Source organism: Streptomyces cynarae, from assembly GCF_025642135.1.
GTDB classification, from domain to species: Bacteria; Actinomycetota; Actinomycetes; order Streptomycetales; family Streptomycetaceae; genus Streptomyces; species Streptomyces cynarae.
Genome location: NZ_CP106793.1, coordinates 6,803,043 through 6,819,342, shown reverse-complemented (window position 1 = coordinate 6,819,342; position 16,300 = coordinate 6,803,043). Strand labels below are relative to the sequence as shown.

13 protein-coding genes are annotated in these 16,300 nt (G+C 72.5%); 6 read left to right on the top strand and 7 right to left on the bottom strand.

Features of this window, described 5'->3' with window-relative positions; genetic code table 11:
• Positions 1-491: 491 nt before the first annotated feature.
• From N8I84_RS30950 to N8I84_RS30925, 6 genes are all read right to left on the bottom strand, one after another.
• Positions 492-1,256 carry a class I SAM-dependent methyltransferase gene (locus tag N8I84_RS30950; protein WP_263232703.1) on the bottom strand — a complete coding sequence of 255 codons (765 nt, stop codon included), beginning with the start codon at positions 1,254-1,256 and terminating at the stop codon, positions 492-494.
• Between the two features lie 29 nt (positions 1,257-1,285).
• Positions 1,286-2,149 (bottom strand): LLM class F420-dependent oxidoreductase, encoded by an 864-nt coding sequence (locus N8I84_RS30945; protein ID WP_263232702.1) that lies wholly within the window; start codon positions 2,147-2,149, stop codon positions 1,286-1,288.
• Positions 2,146-3,531, bottom strand: coding sequence for a preATP grasp domain-containing protein (locus N8I84_RS30940; protein ID WP_263232701.1), 1,386 nt, complete (start codon positions 3,529-3,531; stop codon positions 2,146-2,148). The genes N8I84_RS30945 and N8I84_RS30940 overlap by 4 nt, the downstream gene beginning before the upstream one ends.
• A 22-nt stretch (positions 3,532-3,553) precedes the next feature.
• On the bottom strand, positions 3,554-4,795 hold the full coding sequence (locus N8I84_RS30935) for an ATP-grasp domain-containing protein (protein WP_263232700.1): 1,242 nt from the start codon (positions 4,793-4,795) through the stop codon (positions 3,554-3,556).
• Between the two features lie 80 nt (positions 4,796-4,875).
• Positions 4,876-5,616, bottom strand: a complete 741-nt coding sequence (locus tag N8I84_RS30930; protein ID WP_263232699.1) for an SDR family NAD(P)-dependent oxidoreductase — start codon at positions 5,614-5,616, stop codon at positions 4,876-4,878.
• Positions 5,616-6,956 (bottom strand): preATP grasp domain-containing protein, encoded by a 1,341-nt coding sequence (locus N8I84_RS30925; protein WP_263232698.1) that lies wholly within the window; start codon positions 6,954-6,956, stop codon positions 5,616-5,618. Before N8I84_RS30925 ends, N8I84_RS30930 begins: the two co-directional genes overlap by 1 nt.
• Before the next feature lie 216 nt (positions 6,957-7,172).
• Here N8I84_RS30925 and N8I84_RS30920 point away from each other — a divergent pair, with 216 nt between their 5' ends.
• The 6 genes from N8I84_RS30920 (at position 7,173) to N8I84_RS30895 (ending at position 15,419) form a co-directional block, all read left to right on the top strand.
• Entirely contained in the window at positions 7,173-8,417 is a 1,245-nt protein-coding gene (locus tag N8I84_RS30920) for a 3-deoxy-7-phosphoheptulonate synthase (protein WP_263232697.1), read from the top strand.
• On the top strand, positions 8,414-9,070 hold the full coding sequence (locus N8I84_RS30915) for an isochorismatase family protein (protein WP_263232696.1): 657 nt from the start codon (positions 8,414-8,416) through the stop codon (positions 9,068-9,070). Before N8I84_RS30920 ends, N8I84_RS30915 begins: the two co-directional genes overlap by 4 nt.
• Entirely contained in the window at positions 9,067-11,001 is a 1,935-nt protein-coding gene (locus N8I84_RS30910) for an anthranilate synthase family protein (RefSeq protein WP_263232695.1), read from the top strand. Before N8I84_RS30915 ends, N8I84_RS30910 begins: the two co-directional genes overlap by 4 nt.
• 9 nt (positions 11,002-11,010) lie before the next feature.
• Positions 11,011-12,234: an MFS transporter gene (locus tag N8I84_RS30905; RefSeq protein WP_263232694.1), complete on the top strand. Its 1,224-nt coding sequence runs from the start codon at positions 11,011-11,013 to the stop codon at positions 12,232-12,234.
• Positions 12,231-13,700: a flavin monoamine oxidase family protein gene (locus N8I84_RS30900; RefSeq protein WP_263232693.1), complete on the top strand. Its 1,470-nt coding sequence runs from the start codon at positions 12,231-12,233 to the stop codon at positions 13,698-13,700. The genes N8I84_RS30905 and N8I84_RS30900 overlap by 4 nt, the downstream gene beginning before the upstream one ends.
• A gap of 132 nt (positions 13,701-13,832) precedes the next feature.
• The gene (locus N8I84_RS30895) at positions 13,833-15,419 is read left to right on the top strand and encodes a LuxR family transcriptional regulator (RefSeq protein WP_263232692.1); all 1,587 of its coding nucleotides are present in this window, start codon (positions 13,833-13,835) and stop codon (positions 15,417-15,419) included.
• 51 nt (positions 15,420-15,470) lie between these two features.
• On the opposite strand, the gene N8I84_RS30890 is transcribed toward N8I84_RS30895, so the two are convergent.
• Positions 15,471-16,238: an isocitrate lyase/PEP mutase family protein gene (locus N8I84_RS30890; protein WP_263232691.1), complete on the bottom strand. Its 768-nt coding sequence runs from the start codon at positions 16,236-16,238 to the stop codon at positions 15,471-15,473.
• Positions 16,239-16,300: the final 62 nt, after the last annotated feature.

The following is a 16,300-nucleotide window of genomic DNA, read 5'->3' as shown; positions in this document are numbered from 1 at the left end:
GGACGCGCGAAACCGCGGACGGGGGAGGAAGAACCTGCGGTGCCCTGGGGCGGCAGCGGCAGGCACGGAAACGAAGCCACGGGAGCCTGACGTGCAGTCACGCTCGGACGATCACCTTTCGGGCGAGAGCCTCGCCGCAGTCGGCCGGGGGTGTCAAGACATCCGACAGGACTTCGTCAAACCATTACGGGAAGTGGGCCTGCGGGCGAGGCGGTGGGCGCGTTCGACTCGCGGGGCTGCCGCAACCATGTCATCGAGCGCTTCCAGCCGGAGACCATGGCGGCGGGTACGAGGCGGTGTACCGCAAGGTGATCGCCGCCACCACGACGGCCCAGCCGCCGCTGGTGCCCGCACCCGGGCGGAAGGACATGCTGCCGGTGGCCTGACGGCTGTCCGGGGTCCCGGCGGCCGCTGCGGCGCATGCGTCGAGGCAGGCGCGGGCGGAGGCAGGGCTGCCTGCCCCGCCCGCGCCGCCCGGGGCGCGGAGCACCTCATGCCGGGCGGAACACCATGAGGTCGGCCGGTTCCCGGACGGGGCCCGTGTCACCGGCCCGGGTGACGTCCGCGTCGAGGGCCGCGAACCCGGCCCGGATCTCGTCCTCGTCGAGGTACTCGAAGGTCGGGACGGCGCGATGCCGCAGCTTGTCCGCGTAGGCCGCGAGGGACGGCGCGACCTCGCACTCGACGCGGTCGACGCCGTCGAGTGCGAACCCGGCGGCCGTGAACACCGCGACGACCTCCTCGTACGTCGGGAACATCGCGTCCTCGACCTCGCGGGCGCGGGGGAAGTAGCGGAACCACGTCCGTTCCTCCAGACGGCCCGAGAAGCTGCTCTGCAACAGCACCCTGCCGCCGGGACGCAGCACGCGGGCGAGTTCGGCGGTGGCCGCGGCCCGGTCCGGCACGTGATGGAAGACCAGGAAGAGCAGCGCCAGATCGCAGGTGTCCGTACCGAGCGGTACGGCACCCGCGTCGCCGGCCAGATAGGTGACGGCGGGGTGCGCGTTGTCGGTCTCGGCGACCGCGCGCATCCGGTCGGCGGGCTCCACCCCGTACACCGGGCCACCGAACAGTTCGGCGAGCAGCGGGGTGAAGCGGCCCACCCCGCAGCCCAGGTCGAGGACGGTGAGGGGGCGTTCAGGGGGCGCATGGCGGGTGAACGCCGCCCGCCACACGGCCGCCGTCCGTTCGGTCAGCGCGCGTCCGCGGGCGTACCCCGCGAAGAGGCGTCGGCTGTAATCGACCGGTGGAAGCATCGGTCTTCTTCCTCTCCGTCGCACCGGTTTCAGAGGTCGTCCTTCAACGCGGCGAACCGGTCGAGTTCGCGCAGCGACTCGTCCCGGGGTGCGGTGGGCAGCTGCAGCAGCGCCCGGTCCGCGCCCGCTTCGGCGAGGCCGGCCAGCACCTCGCGGTCGGGCGGTACGCCGTAGACGGTCACGGGAACGGGGGCGCGGTCCGCTTCCTCGGCGCGCACGGCGAGTTCCGCGATCCGGGCGGCCAGCGCGTGGACCGACTTGCCGAGGATCGGCACCCAGCCGTCGCCGTACTCCAGGACACGGTCGAGGACACCGGGCCCGTCGCCGCCGACCAGGACCGGCGGATGCGGCCGCTGCACCGGCTTCGGCCAGGACCTGATGGGGTCGAAGTCCACGAACTCGCCGTGGAACTCCGACTCATCCCGCATCCAGATCTCCCTCATCGCGAGGACGCGCTCGCGCATCAGGGCCATGCGGGTGCGCGGGTCGGTGCCGAGGTTGCGCATCTCCTCGCGGTTCCAGCCGGCGCCCACGCCGACGAGCAGCCGTCCGCCCGAGAGCAGGTCCAGGGAGGCCACCTGTTTGGCCAGGCTGATCGGTTCCCGCTCGACGACGAGAGCGACGCCGGTGGCCACCAGCAGGCGCCGGGTCACGGTGGCCACGGCGGTGAGCGTGACGAAGGGATCAATGGTCCGGTAGTAGATCCTGGGCAGTTCGCCGTACGCCGGCCAGTACATCTCGCGGTTGGGGACGTACGGGGTCTCCCGCTTGACCGGGATGTGCGTGTGCTCAGCGACGAACAGCGACTCGAATGCACGCTCCTCCAGCGCCCTGCCGAGGTCGACCGGGCCGATGCCCTCGTCCGTCACGAAGGTGGAGATGCCGATCCTCATGCCGTGTCCCCCGTCGCCGTGTCCGTGTCCGTGTCGGTGTCGGTGTGGGTGCCGGTGTCCGTGCCCCGGTCCGCGCTCGCCGTCGCGTCACCGTCCCGCTCGTGCAGCAGGGCCTCGACCGCCTTCTCCGCCTGTTCGGCGGCCGCCAGGTCCTCCGCGATCACGGCGAACTCGCCGGTCTCCGAGCCGGTGCCGCCGTCGTGGACCGTGACGACCACACCCGTGCGGCTCACCGGGTCGAACGCCAGGCCCTGCGCGTGGAGCTCCGCCAGCAGCGGGCCCAGGGGCGGGAAGTCGCAGCGACGGCGGTCCACAAGCACCCGGTCGTCCCGGCCGACCAGTGTGCGCAGGATGCAGTGGTCGTGCGTGGCGCCGCCGGAGCGGGCGTTGATCTCCGTGAGGAACGTGTCCCCGTCGGGCGTCAGCACGCCGTCCACGCTGAGCTGCCCGCGGTAGCCCAGGGCGCGCACAGCACCGGCCAGCCGCTCGGCGTGGCGCAGGAAGCGGGCGAACTCCGCCGTACCGGCCGAAGGACTCGGTGTGATCAGCCCGTTGATGACGGGCGTCATGCGCATCTCGCCGTGCCCGTACAGGGACACCCCCCTCTCGCCGATCCGGTAGCCGGCGTAGACCGACCGGCAGTCGGGGACGTAATGCTCGACGACGATCGGGGGGCGGCCCGGTGCGTCGTCGGGACCCCACTGGCGGGCGACGAACCGCGCCACGGCCTCCTCGTCCGTGCAGGTCTCGACCCGGTTGGCGCCGATCGGGAGGAGGCCCGGTGCCGGGCTCGCGATCTCGTTGCCCAGCCCGCCGACGTGGAAGTCCTGCTTCACGACGGCACTGCGCCCGTCCGCCAGCAGCGTCCGGACGAACCCCTCGGCGTCGGCGCGGGAGACGGGCACCCGGCCCTCGGCGACCGGTACGCCCGCGCCCGCGGCGAGTGCGCGGAACATCACCTTGCTGTTGAGCAGCTCGGCGCCGCCCTGAGCCGCGAACCCCGCGACGGGCAGGCCGAGTCCACGGATCAGCGCGGCCGCCGTACGGTCGTGGTAGTACGGCCAGGCCCGGTCCACGCCCCGGCGCCGCACCGCCTCTCGCAGCCGGGCCGCGAAGCCGGCGCCCGGCTCGTGCACCAGCACGTCCAGATCGTCGGGCGTGAAGCCGCGCAGTGCCGTGGCATGGCGCAGGAACGCGCCGTCGACGGGGGTCGGGACGAGCAGCACGTCACCGGGACGGGCGAACCACACGGTGCGGTGGGCCTGCGCCTGGAGGTAGCGCAGGTAGGGCGGTTGGAAGGCCGCCGGGGGCCCGAGGACCCCGACGTCGTCGGGGTGGCCGGTGATGAGCCTGCCCAGATTGCTGATCACAAGCGTCCCCATGCCGCCTCCTCGCCTCCTTGCGTCATGACGTGTACAGAGGGCTGCTCTCCCAGGTGCGGATCGTCCGGTAGTCCGTCTCGATCCGCTCCCGGGTGGCGGCGCTGAGATAGACGAAGCCGGGTGAGGTCAACAGGTCCCGGGTGCGGGGGAGTTCGTCGCCGGGACGGGCGACGGCGGCGACGGCCACCGCGGTGGGCAGGTCGTTGAAGCGGGACGACCACTGAAGGTCGCGGACCGTGCCGGGGAAGTGGTTGATCAGGGAGACGTAGCGGACGGGCTGCTCCCAGCGCAGCGGCAGCCGGGCCGCGGACAGCTCCGCCGGGTTGGCGATCGCGGCGGCGAGCAGGCCGGCGTGGGAGTGGCCCGCGAGCTTCGCGGAGACCCAGGGCAGCACTCCCCCGCCCAGCCGGGCGCCAGGGTCGATCAGCACGGGACCGCGGGCGGTGAGCACCACCTCGCTGTGGGCGGCGCCGGTGCGGATGCCGAGCGCGGTCAGCGCCCGCCACAGGTAGGCGTGCAGGTCGCGGATCTCCGGCGCCCCGGGGTCGGCGGGTTCCTCGAAGTCGAAGACCGGCGCGCCCTCGGGGGTGCGGTCCTTGGTGTACCGCCAGGTCTCCACCTCGATGTGCCGGCCCTCCACGGAGACCGTGTTGACGTAGTACTCCGGTCCCTGAAGGAACTCCTGGACCAGGGCGGTGTCGTTGCGGTGGCCGAAGAGGTTCGCTGTGTCCAGCACGGCTGCGGCGGCCTGCCGCGCCTCGGCAGCCGTACGGCAGATGCGGACGTGATCGGAGCCGGCGCTGTCGACCGGCTTGACCACCACGGCGTCCAGTCCGCTGCCGGTGAACCACCGGGCTGCCTCGTCGGCGGTCGTCACCAGCGTGCTGAGCGGGGCGTCCAGGCCGGCCGCGCGCAGCACCTCGGCCATACGGAACTTGCTGCGCCGGGCGGGCGCCAGGCCGACATCGTTGCCCGGCAGTCCGGCCAGCTGCGCCAGCCGGTCGGCCAGGACGACGCCGGTCTCGGTGCCGGCGACGACGTGCCGCACGCCGCGCTCGGTCAGACGGGCCGCGACCGCCTCCGGGTCGGGGTCGTAGCCGAGGTCCTCGGCGTAGTCGGCGGGATGGAAGGTGGGAACGTAGTACGGGGCGAGAGTGGGGCCGCTGCGCACGTGCAGCACCTCGGCGCCGCGGTCGAGCAGTTCCTTCACGAGCTGCGCCCCGGTGGAGTAGCCGTCGACGACGGCCACACGGAGTGCGGACATGGATGGTCGTCCTCTCTTGTGCGGGCCGGGCGGTGTGCGGTGGATCGGGCCTGAGCCCGCCATGATTCGAGCGAGAGGCCCTAGGCGCTCAGCCCGCCGTCGATCACCAGGTCGTGACCCACGACGAAGGCCGCGTCCGGCGAGGCCAGCCACAGCACCGCGGCGGCGATCTCCTCGGGGCGGGCCAGGCGGCCGGCGGGGATGTCGCGGGCCACCCGGTCGTCCCGGTCGGCGGGGGTCTCACCGGGCCAGACGGCCATCGCGGTGTCGGTAGGGCCTGGGCTGACCGCGTTGATGCGGATGCCGTGCGGGATGTACTCGCGGGCCGCGGAGCGGGTGAGCGTGCTGAGCGCGGACTTGCTGGCCGCGTACGCGGACTGGTGGGTCACGCGCATGTGCGGCCCGATCCGTGAGGAGACGTTGACGATGGCGCCGCCGCCCTGGCGGAGCATGTGCTCGATCTCGTACTTCATGCACAGCCACGTGCCGTTGACGTTGACGGAGACGACCTCCTCCCACTCGGCGGGGGTCATGTCGGCCGTCAGGCCCCAGGACGGCAGTCCGGCACAGTTGACCGCGGTGTCCAGGCTGCCGTAGCGGTCGACGGTCGCACCGGCCGCGCGGGCCGCCTCGTCGGGGATCGTGACGTCGGCCAGGACGTGGGAGGCGGTGCCGCCGTTCTCCTCGATCGCCTTGACGGTCTCGATGAGCGTGTGTGCCCGGCGGCCGGCCACGACCACCTTCGCCCCCTGGGCCGCGAGGGCGACGGCCGTGGCCCGTCCTATGCCGGAACCACCCCCGGTCACCAGGGCCGTCCGCATCAGTCGTCCTCCAGGCCCAGGACCCGGATCAGCCGGGCCTCCATGGCCTGTGCCTCGGGCAGGCCGGGGGCCACGATGAGGCACTGGCCGGAGGGGCCGGGCGTGCCGTGGCTGTCGCCTGCGATGACGACCCCGGTCCGGGTCTCCGGGTCGAAGGCGAGGCCCTGCTCCTCGAGGGTCGAAACCGCCCGGGCCAGGGAGTCCCAGCCGCAGCGGCTGCGGGCGATGAGGGCGCGGTCGCGCCAGTGCTCGGGGCCCAGCAGATGGGCGCCGATACGGTGGATGTGCGTGGAGCCGCCCACGCGTCCGTTGAACTCGTTGAAGAGGATCTCACCGGTGGGGACGACGATCGCGTCGATGCTCATCGGCCCCCGGTACCCGAGGGCCCGCACGGTGTCGCCGACGCGCCGGGCGTGGTCCAGGAAGCCCGGGAAGGACGGCAGGTCCGCCGAGGGCGGCGGGATGACCAGGCCGTTGTTGACGGGCGCCATGCGCATCTCGCCGTAGCCGACGGTGGTGACGTCCTCGTCGGTGATGTACAGCTCGATGTAGATGGGGACGGAGCCGTCGATGTACCCCTCCACGACGACCCGGCGGCGGCCGTCGTGGCTGTAGCGGTCCCACGAGCCGGTCAGATGCCGGAGCAGGGCGGTGTCGTCGAGGGGGTCGAGCACGGTGACGCGCTCGGCGCCGTACCCCTGAAGGCCCTCGGCCGGAGCCAGGATCTCGTTGCCGTATCCGCCGCCGTGCACGTCCTGTTTGACGATCACGGGCTGCCCTGCGCGCAGCAGCGGCCGGACGAACTCCGCCGCCTCGTCGACGGAGGCGACGGTGCGGCCGTGGGGCACGGGTATGCCGATCCCGGCGGCCAGCGTACGGAAGAACGTCTTGCTGTTGACGAGTTCGTTCCCGCCGGCTCGCAGGAAGGCGGCCGCGGGCAGTGGATCCTTCAGTTCCAGGGATTCCGCGAGGCCTGTTGTCGCGGAATCCACGTAGAACGGAAAGAGCCGGTCGGCGCCGCGTTCGGCCGCGAGCTTCTGCAATTGCCCGACGAATTCCGGATGGTGCAGCCGGTCGTCGTAGAGAAGTGCACTTCCCTGGCGGCCCGGCGGCGGCACCAGCACAACCGGGCGGGAATCCTCGATTCCGAGTCTCCGCCATACGTACGAGAGGAATTCCGGATCCGGTTCGGTGGGCAGCACGATGATGTCGTTCGCCCCCGCGCACCAGGCCAGGCGGTGGGTCACCGCGGCGAGGTAGGTGAGGTACTCGGCCGGGAGAGCGCGGTCGCCTTCGACGGTCTCCTCGGTCAACTGGTTTCCGATGATGATTTTGGCCATTGTCGTGCTTGCCTCCGGGTAAGGTTCCGCCTTGTGAGCGACCGACACCGAAGGACAGGATCCAGGGGCCTTTCGAATTCCAGCAACTACCCGACCGGGTAGGTGGGGAGAAAGGCGGATCACCGCCCACCTACCCAAGTGAGTAGGTGCTTTTCGGATCACCTCTCCGTAGGCTTCCGGTGCATATTCCGCCCGGTCGATCGAGGAGACCATGAGGTGAATGGACAGGCGCTCGCCGGTTCCGGCGTCGGCCTGAGGCCCCTGCCGGACGACGAGATCCGGCACTGGCGGCGGTTCCCGGCCCACCAGCAGCCGGAGTGGCACGAGACGGCGGAACCCGCCGTGAAGACCCTGACCGAACTCCCCGGACTTGTCGACGAGGACGAGGTCGACACGTTCGGCGCACTGCTCGCCGAGGCGGCCTCCGGCGCCCTCGGTGTCGTCCAGGCCGGGGACTGTGCCGAGGACCCCGGACACTGCGTACCCGAACGGCTCGCGGCCAAGGCGGAGTTGCTGCGTACCCTGGCGGCCGTGCTGACGGCTGCGACGGGCCGCGAGACCGTGACGGTCGGACGCATCGCCGGCCAGTTCGCCAAGCCGCGGTCCCGGGCGACCGAAGTGGTCGACGGTGTCGCCCTGCCGTCGTTCCGCGGCCTGATGGTCAACGCCCCCGACCCCGACCCGGCGGCCCGCAGACCGGACCCCGGCCGGCTGCTCATCTGCTACGCGGCGGCCCGCACCGCGGTGGAGTTCCTGCGTGAGCACACCGCGCCGGGCGAGCCGCACCGCAGGATCTGGACCAGCCACGAGGCCCTGGTGCTCGACTACGAGCTGCCGCTCGCCCGTCGGACCCCGGACGGCCGGTTGTTACTGACCTCCACCCACTGGCCCTGGGTGGGCGACCGCACCCGCGACCCGGAGGGCGCCCACGTGCGGCTGCTCGCGGAGGTGGCCAACCCCGTGGCGTGCAAGGTCGGCCCCACCATGACCACCGCCGCGCTGCTGCGGCTGTGCGCCCTGCTCGACCCGCACCGCACGCCGGGCCGGCTGACCCTGATCGCCCGGATGGGGCCCGGCCAGGCGGCCCGCCGGCTGCCCGGACTCGTCGCCGCCGTACGCGCAGCGGGCCACCCGGTGCTGTGGCTGTGCGACCCGCTGCACGCCAACACGATCACCGCACCCGACGGTCTGAAGACCCGCGTCGTCGCCACGGCCGTGGCCGAGATACGGGCGTTCTGCGCCGCCGTCCAGGCGGCGGGCGGCGTGGCCGGCGGCCTGCACCTGGAGGCGACCCCCGAACCGGTCGCCGAATGCCTGTGGCACGCCTCGGAGGTACGGCCCGAGGACCCCGCCGCCTACACGACACTGTGCGATCCCCGCCTCAACCGCGCCCAGGCGCTGGCCGCCGTGGAGGCGTGGCGGTGCGCCGGCGCGCCCGGGACCGAGGAGGACGTCCGATGACCTCGATCGCCCCCATCGCCCCCTACGACCTGCCCGTGGAGGCGCTCACCGGAGGCGACCGCACCGGTTGGCGTCCCGACCCGCGTCGGGCCGCGCTGCTCGTCCACGACATGCAGCGGTACTTCCTGCGCCCGTTCCGCCGGGACGTTCCGCCGCTGTCGGTGGCGCTGCCCAACGCGGTGCTGCTGCGTCAGACGTGCGCCTCGGTCGGCGTGCCCGTCTTCTACACGGCTCAGCCCGGCGGCATGACCGAGGAACAGCGCGGACTGCTCGGCGCGTTCTGGGGTCCCGGCATGGCCGCCGCCCCCGAGGACCGGCTCGTCGTCGACGAACTCGCACCGGCCGCGGCGGACCGGGTGCTGACCAAGTGGCGCTACAGCGCCTTCCAGCGGACCCCGCTCCTGGACCTGTTGCGCGCCGCGGGCCGCGACCAGCTCATCGTCTGCGGTGTCTACGCGCACCTCGGCTGTCTGATCACCGCCGTGGACGCATTCAGCCACGACGTCCAGCCGTTCCTGGTGACCGACGCGGTGGCCGACTTCAGCGCCGAGGACCACCGCCTCGCCGTGTCGTACGCGGGCCACGCCTGCGCGGCGACACCGACCACCAAGCAGGTCGTCGAGGACCTGCTGCGCGGGGAGGGTGCGGAGTGAGGCCGCTTCAGACCCTGTGGGAGGGGCCGGACGTCCGCCCCTTCGCGCTGCTCCACCGTCCGGAGTCCGCGCCCGGAGTCGTCGAGGTGCTCACCGGCGACGTCACCGAACTGCGGAGCCTGGACCGACTGCCCGCACCCGACCACCGAGGAGGCCGTCACCAGACGCTCGCGGTGCTGCCGTACCGTCAGATCGGCGAGCGGGGCTTCGCGTTCCCGGAGGACCACGCGCCGCTGCTCGCGCTGGCCGTGGACGAGCAGTGGACGCTGCCCCTTCAGGAGGCGCTGCGCCGGCTCCCCGACGAGCCGATCGCGTTGACGGACGCCGGGTTCGACGTCGACGACGACGCGTACGCCGACACCGTCCGCCGGCTGATCGCGGAGGAGATAGGGCGCGGCGAGGGCGCCAACTTCGTCGTCAAGCGCTCCTTCACCGCCCGCATCGACGGCTACTCCCCCCGGCTCGCCTGCGCCCTGCTGCGCCGGCTGCTGCTCCAGGAGGGCGGCGCCCACTGGACGTTCGTGGTGTACACGGGGGAGCACACCTTCGTGGGCGCCAGCCCCGAGCGCCACATCAGCCTGCGGGACGGTACGGCCGTCATGAATCCGATCAGCGGCACCTACCGGTTCCCCGAGGACGGTCCGAGCCTCGCCGGAACGCTGGAGTTCCTCGCCGACACCAAGGAGTCGGACGAGCTGTACATGGTGGTCGACGAGGAGCTGAAGATGATGGCCTCGGTGTGCGAGGGCGGCGGCCGGGTCGTCGGCCCGCGGCTGAAGGAGATGGCGCATCTCGCCCACACCGAGTACTTCATCGAGGGCCGCTCCACGCTGCCCGTGCACGAGGTGCTGCGACGCACGCTGTTCGCCCCGACCGTCACCGGCTCACCGCTGGAGAGCGCCTGCCGGGCCATCGCCCGCTACGAGCCGCAGGGCCGCGGCTATTACAGTGGCGCGCTTGCCCTGATCGGCACCGACCCGCGGGGCCTGCCGGAGCTGGATTCCGCGATCCTCATCCGTACCGCGCACATCGACCGTTCGGGCGGCCTGAGCCTCGGCGTCGGCGCCACCGTCGTACGGCACTCCGACCCGGCCGCGGAGGCGGCGGAGACCCGGGCGAAGGCGGCCGGCCTGCTGCGCGCGCTACAGGGCCCGCAACCCGGGGCGGCCCCGCGCGGAGCCGGCCGCCGACCGCTGGCGGACGAGCCCGCGGTACGCCGGGCACTGGCGGACCGCAACACGGGGCTGGCACGGTTCTGGCTGGCCGGAAAGGGCGAGGACCGGCCCCCGGCCGCCCTCTCCCGCCACCGGATCCTGGTGATCGACGCGGAGGACAGCTTCACCGCCATGCTGGCGCACCAGATCCGTACGCTGGGACCGGAGGTGACGGTACGCCGGTACGACGAGGCGGTCGATCCGGCCGCGTACGACCTGGTGCTGGCCGGCCCCGGTCCCGGTGATCCCCGTGACCTCGCCCATCCGAAGATCGCGGCATTGCGTGCGACCCTGAGCGAGGTGCTGGCGCACCGGCGGCCGTTGCTCGCCGTCTGTCTCGGGCACCAGGTGCTCAGCGGGCTCCTGGGGCTGGAACTGATCCGCCGCGAGCGCCCGAACCAGGGGGTGCGGCGCGAGATCGACCTGTTCGGCCGGCGGGTGCGGGTGGGCTTCTACAACACCTTCGCCGCCCGCGCCGGCACCGGCACCCTGCCGCCCGGGATCCTCGACCGCTGCGTCGACGTCTGCCGGGACGAGGCGACGGACGAGGTGCACGCCCTGCGCGCGCCCGGACTGCGTTCCTTCCAGTTCCACCCCGAATCGGTGCTCAGCACGGACGGGTTCGGCGTCCTCGCACACACCCTGGAGGAGTTGCTGCCGCGCCCCGTTCCGCACCCGGCCTCGTCCCCCGCGCCCGCCTCGTACGCCCTGAAGTGAGAGCAGCCCATGAGTTACCGCACGATCCTCACCCGGCAGACCGGAGCCTGGGCCTTCACCGCGTCCATGACCCGGCTGCCCGTCGCGATGGCGCCGCTGGCCATGGTCTTCCTCGGCCACGGGGCCACCGGTGGCTACTCGACGGGCAGCGTGCTCGCCGCGTTCTTCATCGCGGGTGAAGTGGTGGGCGCCTGGGCCCTGGGCACGTTCCTGCATCCGCGCCGGCTGCGCCTGCACCTGTCGACGGGGCTCGGTGTCGGAGCGGCGGCGTTCACCGCGCTCGCCCTGTGGCCCGACGCGGCGCTGCCCGTCCTCGCCGCCGCCTCGTTCGTGGCCGGCGGGGCTCCCGCTGCGAGCCCCGGCGCCCTGCGCACGCTGCTGACCTCCGTGGTGGACGACAAGGACGTCGCCCGGGCGTTCAGCGCGGACTCCATCCTCACGGAACTGGTGTGGCTCGCCGCGCCCGGCCTGGTGGTGCTGCTCGCCCTTCAGGCCGGTCCTGGCGTGCCGATGGCGGTGTGCGCGCTGTGTCTCGTGCTCGGCACGGCGATGGTGTTCACGCTGCGCTCCGCCAGGGCGGTGGAGGCGGACGCGGCCGAGGGCGGTGAACGCGCGCCCACCTCCGTGGTCCTGTCCGGCTGGCCCATCTACGTCACCAGTGCGGCGGCGATGTCCCTGATGGCCGTCTCCGAACTGGTCCTGACCCCGCTGCTGCAGTACCGCGACCTGCCGGTCGGCCTGGCCGGTGTGCTGCTGATGGTGTTCGCGGGTCTGTCGGCCCTCGGCGCCTTCGTCTACGGGCTCAGGTCCTGGCCGGGCACGGCCAGGACGCACAGTCTGGTCTGTCTGGTCGGCACCGCCGCCGGCATCACCGTCGTGGCGCTCGTACCGGGCCTGACCGGTATCGTGCTGGGCTTCCTCGCGGCGGGCGTCCTGCAGGCCGTGGTCATGGTGACCCGCAACCTGTCGCTGCGCGAGGCGCTGCCGAACAGCGCCCACACCGCGGGCTACTCGGTGATGTACGCCGTCCAGGGCATCGGCTACTCGCTGTCGGCGGTCTTCGCCGCGGTGATGCTCGACCGGTCCACGCCCAGCGCCGCCATCCTCACCGGGGTGGCGTTCACCCTGCTGCTGACCGCGGTCAGCACCCTGGCCGAGCGGCGCGCGCAGCCCGCCACGGCACCTCTTCCCGTAAAGAAGCAGTGCGAGACTCCGGAGAGCAGCCCTTCATGAGGACCACGACTCCCTGGGAATCCACCGAACCGCTGCCCGAGCGGAGCACCCCCGCCGCTCTGAGCGCCGTCCCCGCCGACGGACTGCCGGACGCGACCCGCCCGCGTCGGCGCGTCCTGGTCATCGGGGCGGGCATGGCGGGCCTGGTGGCCGGCTACGAACTGCTGCGCCGCGGGCACGAACCACTGATCCTGGAGGCCCGCGCCCGCGTCGGCGGTCGCATCCACACCGTACGGGACCTCGCACCGGGCCTGTACGCCGAGTTCGGCGCCATGCGCATCCCGCGGGTGCACGCGCTGACCCTGGGCTACTGCCGGGAGTTCGGCCTCGCCCTGCGGCCCGGCACCGCGCGCAGCCCGAGGACGCTCGCGTACGTCGGGGGCCGCCGGCTCACCCTGGAGGAGGCCGAGGCCGACCCGCGACTGCTGCCGTTCCCGCTGGCCTCGTACGAGGCGAACCGCACCCGCGAGGAGATGTGGCGGGAGGCCACCGAGGAGATACGGGACCTCTACCAGCGTGAGGGCAAGGAGGCGTTGGAGGCGCTGGCCGCCAAGTACGACGCGTACTCGATCCGTGGCTTCCTCAAGGCGCGGGGCTGGTCGGAGGGCGCGATCGAACGCTACGCCGTGATGTCGTTCTCCGAGTCCACCCTCAACACGGCCGTCATGCAGGAGTTCCGGGAGGTGATCGGAGAGGCGTACGACGACGTGCAGGAAGTCGTCGGCGGAATGGACCGGTTGCCGATGGCCTTTTACGAACGGCTCGCGCCGCACATCCGCTTCGGAGTGGAGGTCATCGCGCTGGAACAGGACGGCACTTCGGTGACGGTGCGGGCCCGGGTGGGCGGCGACCGCATCTCCTTCACCGGTGACGAGGCCATTTGCACGCTTCCGTTCTCCGTACTGCGCGGGCTCGAGGTGAATCCGCCGTTCTCGCACGGGAAACAGAAGGCCGTACGGCAACTCCACTACGACGCCGCGACGAAGATCTTCTTCCAGGTGCGCCGCCCGTTCTGGGAGGAGACCGACGGGATTCGCGGCGGCACCACCGTGACCGACCTTCCGGTGCGCCGCGTCATCTACCCGGCCCACCCCGGCTCGCCCAGGTCCCGTACCGTGCTGCTGGCCAGTTACACCTGGGGGCAGGACGCCCTCCAGTGGTCGGCGATGAGCCCTGACCAGCGGGTGGAACGGGCGCTGCGCGACGTCTCCCGCATCCATCCGGAAATACTGGACGAGTTCGAGGCGGGAATCAGCCACTCCTGGTACCAGGATCCCTACGCAATGGGCGCTTATGCCCTGTTCGAACCGGAACAGCAGACCTCTCTGGCGGCCGATATCAATCGCTCCGAAGGCCGTATCCATTTCGCCGGTGAACACTGCTCGCAGTGGCCTGCCTGGATCGAGGGGGCGGTGGAATCGGGTATCCGGGCGGCCCGCCGAATCCATCTCGGCCAGACTGTGTGAACAGCATACGAAAAGCGTGACCGCGCCACCTTGATCGCGATCTGTCATGCTCCCGCTACGATAAGCTCCTCACGTCTAACAGAGCTGAAACACAGCCGATGGGAGACGGGGGAAAGCGGCATGGGGACCGTCATGACCAGGGATGACGCGACGGCCGTGGTGGGACGGGTCGTGGAGCTGCTCCAGGACCTCGCGGACGTTCCGATCGAGACCTTGCGCAGCATCGCCCAGGAGTCCTCGGTCACGCACGCGGTGCAGCTCACCGAAGCGCTGTTGCAGCTGACCCCGTCGGGTTCGTCGGCCGGCTGGCTGCGCTGCCTGCTGTCCGAGCTGCTCTTCATCGCGGGCCGGCCCGCCGACAGCGTGGCCACCGTGGCGGCGCTGCCGCAGGGCGCGGTGGCGCCCTCCGTCGCCGGAAGTGCCGCCGTGGCCGAGGTGCTCTCCGGCGCGTTGCTGCATCCGCATTCCGCGGAGGCTTCCGCCCGCCGACGGCTGCGGGCGGTCGCGGGGGACATCGACCGGGATCCGGCGGCGATCGCGGCCGCCTCGGTGATGGCGGACTGCCAGGCGCGGGCCGGGGACATGGAGGAGGCGCTCCACTGGTCACGCCTGGTGGCGCACCACGCCGACCTGGTGCCCTCCCCGTTCTGGAGCATGCACCTGCTGGTCGAGGCGGCTGCGCGGCTGGCGGACGCCGGTGAGGACGCGGAGGCGGAGAAGCTGGCCGAACGGGTCCGCGCGCGGTGGGACCGGGCGCCCTACCCGGGCATCGAGGCCGCCCTGGCCCGGGTGCAGGCCAAGGTGCTGATCCAGCGCGGCCTGTGGTCTCCGCTGAACAGGCAGGTCAATGACGTCGCGGCGGCCGCGACTCCGGAGCGGGGGGAGCGCCTGCACGCGCCGCTGCTGCTGGCGCAGTTGAGCATCGCCGCCGTGTACGCAGGCGACCTGCCCACCGCGCAGACCCGGATTGAGGCCTGCCGGCGGCTTCTGCCGGAGCGGGGCGCCGCGGTGTGGGACACCCGGCACGCACCCGAGGTGCCGTGGGCGGAACTGCTGTGGGAGGAGTGCGACGGCGGCCCGAAACGGGCGGTGCACCGGCTCACCCGGCTGGCCCGCGACCCGCGCGCCCCGCTGGTGCGGCTCTTCGCGACGGTGCCCGGCGCGGCGGCGTGGGCGGCCCGGATCGCGGTGGACGCCGGTCAGCGCGGTCTGGCCCGGCACATCGGCGCCGTCACCGAGGACGTACGCGCCCGGCAGCCGGTCCGGGCGGCCCTGTCGGCCGAGCACGTCCGGGGCGTGCTCGACCGCGACCCGGTGGCCCTGGCGAGGGCGGCGACGCAGCACCGGCACGCCTGGGCGAGGGCACGTGCGGCGAGCGATCTCGCCGCGAGCCTGGAAGACCGGGCCGGTCCTCCCCCGGCGTGGCAGAGCGAGCCGGGACGGCACCGCGGCAGCTGGCACGTGGTGCCGGCCGCGCAGCCGGAACGGGACGACGGCGGGCAGGAGTCGGGCTGGGAGGCCCTCAGCGGGCGGGAGCAGCAGGTGGCACGGCTGGCCGCAGCCGGCCTGACGAACCGCCAGATCGCCTCGCGGGTGCACTGCTCCGTCCACACGGTCAACTTCCATCTGCGCAGCGTGTTCCGGAAGCTGAAGATCACCTCCCGGGTGGAGATCGGCCGCCATCTGGCCTCCGAGGCCCGGGCGCACCCGACGGGGTGACCCGCGCGCCGTCGTCGGCGGCCGTGCAGAGACTGTGCGGTGCTCCCGTCGCTACCGGCCGGAGCGTGGGCCGCAGAGCGCCTGGACGTCGTCGTACGACGGCGCAGTGCCTTCCGGAGCGCGCCCGGCCGCGATGTCCGCCGCCGTCTCCAGGGCGGCGCCGAGGGCGTGCCGGTAGAGGAGCGAGCCGAGGCTGACGCGGCGTACGCCGAGGTCTGCGAGGGCGGGAAGGGTGGGACCGGTCGGTGAGTGAAGGACGTTGAGCGGAACCTCCACGTGCTTCACGAGGTCGGTGATCCCCTCGGGATCGGCGACTCCCGGCACGAACACCCCGTCCGCTCCCGCCTCCTGGTACGCGTCCAGGCGGCGCAGTGTGTCCGCCCGGTCCCCGTCGCCGAGCCAGTACGTGTCGGTCCGGGCGTTCACGAAGAGGTCCGGCACGGCGGACTTCACGGCGGCGACCTTCGCGGCGTGCAGCCCGACGGGCCCGAGCCCGTCCTCCAGGTTGACGCCGACGGCTCCCGCGGCGTGCAGTTCGCGGGCCAACTCCGCGACCTGCTCGGGGTCGTCGCTGAAGCCGCCCCCGGCGTCGACCGTCAGGAGGAAGGGTTCCCCGCCGAGCCGGCGGGTGAGACGCAGGGTCGCCTCGCGAGTCGCCGCCGCCCCGTCGGGCAGCCCCGCGGCCGCGGCGACTCCGAGGCTGGTGGTGCCGATGGCGCCGAAGCCCGCGGCGGCGAGGGCGGCCGCGGAGGCGTGGTCCCAGGCGTTGGGGAGGAAGAGAGGGGTCTGGGTGTGGTGGAGTGCGGCGAAAGGGTTCATGAGAGGCCTTCCACGCCGTCGGCGTAGTTCATGGTCGGCGAGGTGAGCGCGGTTCGACCCAT